The sequence below is a fragment of the Longimicrobium sp. genome (assembly GCF_036280135.1).
GTDB lineage: Bacteria > Gemmatimonadota > Gemmatimonadetes > Longimicrobiales > Longimicrobiaceae > Longimicrobium.
Genome location: NZ_DASURI010000402.1, coordinates 1 through 3,285 on the forward strand (window position 1 = coordinate 1; position 3,285 = coordinate 3,285).

The following is a 3,285-nucleotide window of genomic DNA, read 5'->3' on the forward strand; positions in this document are numbered from 1 at the left end:
CCGGTCACGGTTCCCTCCAGCTGCCATCCGGGCCCCAGGCGCACGCGCACGCGCTCGCCCAGCGCCCCCGACTCCATCGCCTCGCCCCTGAGCTCCACCCGCGCGGCGCCCCGGGTCACCTGCACGGCCACCGTGTCGCGCGCCGACACCAGCGCGGGCGGCACCACGCCGGGCTCCTCCAGGGGCTCGCCGGCGGCCAGCACCCGGCGCGTGACCCAGCCCGCGCGGACGGGGGCCGTCCGCGCGCGAGGCGGGCCCCAGCGCAACGCGGTGGTGCTGGCGATGTCCTCCGCCTCCAGCGCGATGCCGCGGGGCAGGTCGCGGGCGGCCGTGGCGGCGGCGGTATCCACCCCCGCGCGCACGCGGGCCAGCACGCGGCGGTTGCCCGCGGCGGGGAGCGAGGCCGTCCACCAGCCGTCGGCGGCGCCGCCGGCCAGGCGCGGCGCGCCGGCCACGAGCGCCAGGTCGCCGCCCGGGGGCGACCACGACAGGCGCACGTCGGCGGGGCGAACGCCCCAGCGCGCGGCGATGGTGTCGCGGACGGCCTGGTCCACGGCGGCCGGCGGCGCCCACGAGGCGCGCGTGGCCGGCTGGGCGTGGCCCGGGGTGGCGGCCAGGGCGCCGGACACGCCGGCCATGCGGGCCAGCAGGCGCAGCACGACGGACATCCTTCTCCTCACCGGACCATGTTGTTGGCGATCTCCGACATCTCCTCGGCGTTCTTGATGGCCTTGGAGTTGATCTCGTACGCGCGCATGGAGGTGATCATGTCCACCATCTCCTGCACGATCTCCACGTTGCTGGTCTCCAGCGCGCCCTGCTGCACGGCGCCCATGCCGTCCTCCTGCGGAAAGCCCGCGATGGGCGCGCCGGCGGCGGGGGTCTCCGTGTACAGGTTCTCGCCCACGGCCAGCAGCCCGGCGGGGTTGGCGAATCGGGCCATCTCGATGCGGCCGATCTCGCGCGACTCACCGCCGGAGAACTGCGCCGTCACCACGCCGCCGCGGCCCACGGTGATGCCCGTGGCGTCGTCAGGAACGGTGAGCGCGGGCGAGACGGGGTAGCCGCCCTGCGTGGTGACGCTGCCGTCCTCCGACAGGGTGAACGAGCCGTCGCGGGTGTAGGCCAGCTTGCCGCCGGGCATCTGCACCTGGAAAAAGCCCTCGCCCTCAATGGCCAGGTCCAGCGCGCGGCCCGTCTGCTCAAAGGCGCCCTGCGTGTGCAGGCGCTCCACGGCGGCCAGGCGCACGCCGCGGCCCACCTGGATGGCGGGCAGCTCGCCGGCCTCGGGGCCGCCCAGGGTGGCGGGCCCCTGCACCTGCTGGTACATGAGGTCCACGAAGTGGGCGCGGCTGCGCTTGAAGCCGGTGGTGTTGACGTTCGCCAGGTTGTTGGCGATGACCTCGGTGCGCGTCTGCTGCGCCGACATGCCGGTGGCCGAGGTGCGGAGTGCGGGATTCACTGTTCAGGGAATAGGGAATAGGGAATAGGGAATAGGTGCTCCCCGCACGGCGGGGTCCTATTGTCTTTCCACGCTGTATCTCGTTGTCGGGGAACGAGAAGAGGTCTTCAGGCCGCCGTTTCAGGCTATTCCCTATTCCCTATTCCCTATTCCCTGCAGTTCAGTTCAAACCGGCTTGCCCAGGTCCCGCGTCGCCGTCCCGCGCACGTCGTCCATCGTGGTGATGGCCCGCTGCACGGCGGTGTAGGCGCGCTGCACCTCGATCATGTCCACCATCTCGCCCACGGCGCTCACGTTGCTGTCCTCCAGCATCCCCTGCTTGACCTTGAGCTGGTCGGGCTGCGCGGGCGTGCGCGCGGGGTCGGGGAGAAAGTAGGTGCCGGCGTCGTGCTGAAGGCGGGTGCCCGCGGGCACCGTCTCCACGCGCAGGCGGCCCACCTCGGCGCCGCCGGCCGTCACGCGGCCGTCCGCGCCCACCACGATCTCGCCGCCCGTGGCCGTGAGCGGGCCGTTCTCGCCCAGCAGCGCGTTGCCGCTGCCGTCCACGATCCGCCCCTCGCCGTCCAGGCGGAACGAGCCGCCGCGCGACAGGCGCTCGCCGGCCGGCGTGTCGACGACCAGGAAGCCGTCGCCCTCCAGCGCCAGGTCCAGCGGCTGGCCCGTGGGGCGCAGCGTGCCGGCGCGCAGGTCCGTCGCGCTGTCCGCGGCGGGGAACTGGCCGTTGAGCAGGCGCGCGAACACGCGCTCGCCCTTGAAGCCGTCCGTGTTCACGTTCGCCAGGTTGTTGGCGGCGATCTCCTGCCGCCGCTCCCAGTACCGCAGCGCCGCCGCCGCGGCCGACATTCCCTTGGGCTCCACCGCCGTCCTCTCCTTCGTGATGTGGTCTTCGCGTCGCACGGGGACAAGGCACGCCCCGTTCCCACCCGGACCACGCGCGTAAAACACCCGCAAGTCGTTGCAGATCGATGGCTTACCGCATGCGGAAAAGATCGCCGGGGGCAATGCGGATGCGGCAGGGAATGCCGGGGTAGGCGGGAACTGCCGGGCGATCCTTCCCCCGCGCGCGGCGAGGACGGCAGAATGCGTATCGGCCGATGGAGATGAATGCGACGAGGCCCGCGCGCACCGGGGTGCACGCGGGCCGGGTTCACGCGGGGCGGGCCCCTCCGCTCATCCGGACCGGGCGGGGGGCGTACGCGCCGTATAACTTTATCCTGGGCACAAGGACGTGGGTCGGGACGATGTACGTACAGTCCACCGATCTGCACGTGGTGATGGGGCCGGGACATCCGGATTTCTAACGCGGAGGCGAACGGTGGCTGCGACAGGCTATCTCGATCCGGAACTGCTGCCCTTTACCGCCGAGGAGCTGTTCCGGGGCCTCGCCCTGGCCACGGATGAGCAGCAGGCCCGGGAGGTCTCGGACCTGTTTGCGGAAATGCTCGGCGGTGGCGCGGACGAAGGCGTAGGATGGTCGCTCCCCGACGTCGTGTTCGCGGCGATGGGCCTGGTGTCGGACGACCTGCGGAAGCGCGTCGATGCGTACAAGCGCGCCGAGTGGGAGGGCATGCGCCGGTCGCTGGTCCGCGACGCGCTACGCGGCGAAGGGCTCCCGAGCGGCTCCGATCCTGGGCCGTCCGTCCTGCGAGCGGCGGACGCGGAGCTTGCGCGGTACATCGCCGACTGGGAGCAGGGCTGTGCTGCGCTCGCGGAATGGGTGCGGCGGCGGCAGGTCGGCGAGCCGGTGGGGGATGAGCCGCCACCCTGGCCGGGGCAGGTGGAGGGCGCCGAATAACCCCTGGTTGGGGTCGCGGTTGCGCCGT

The 3,285-nt window shown here is 72.5% G+C and carries 4 protein-coding genes; 1 reads left to right on the forward strand and 3 read right to left on the reverse strand.

From position 1 onward, the window contains the following. From flgA to VFZ20_RS12905, 3 genes are all read right to left on the reverse strand, one after another. Positions 1 to 668 (reverse strand): flagellar basal body P-ring formation chaperone FlgA (gene flgA / locus VFZ20_RS12895; RefSeq protein ID WP_329684298.1); only part of this gene is annotated, 668 nt, incomplete at its 3' end. 8 nt (positions 669 to 676) lie between these two features. Next, a complete protein-coding gene (flgG, locus tag VFZ20_RS12900) occupies positions 677 to 1,462 on the reverse strand; it encodes a flagellar basal-body rod protein FlgG (RefSeq protein ID WP_329684299.1) in 786 nt (261 codons plus the stop codon). A gap of 165 nt (positions 1,463 to 1,627) precedes the next feature. After that, positions 1,628 to 2,320: a flagellar hook-basal body protein gene (locus tag VFZ20_RS12905; protein ID WP_329684300.1), complete on the reverse strand. Its 693-nt coding sequence runs from the start codon at positions 2,318 to 2,320 to the stop codon at positions 1,628 to 1,630. 457 nt (positions 2,321 to 2,777) lie between these two features. On the opposite strand from VFZ20_RS12905, the gene VFZ20_RS12910 reads away from it, so the two are divergent. Beyond that, on the forward strand, positions 2,778 to 3,257 hold the full coding sequence (locus tag VFZ20_RS12910) for a hypothetical protein (RefSeq protein ID WP_329684301.1): 480 nt from the start codon (positions 2,778 to 2,780) through the stop codon (positions 3,255 to 3,257). Positions 3,258 to 3,285 lie beyond the last annotated feature (28 nt).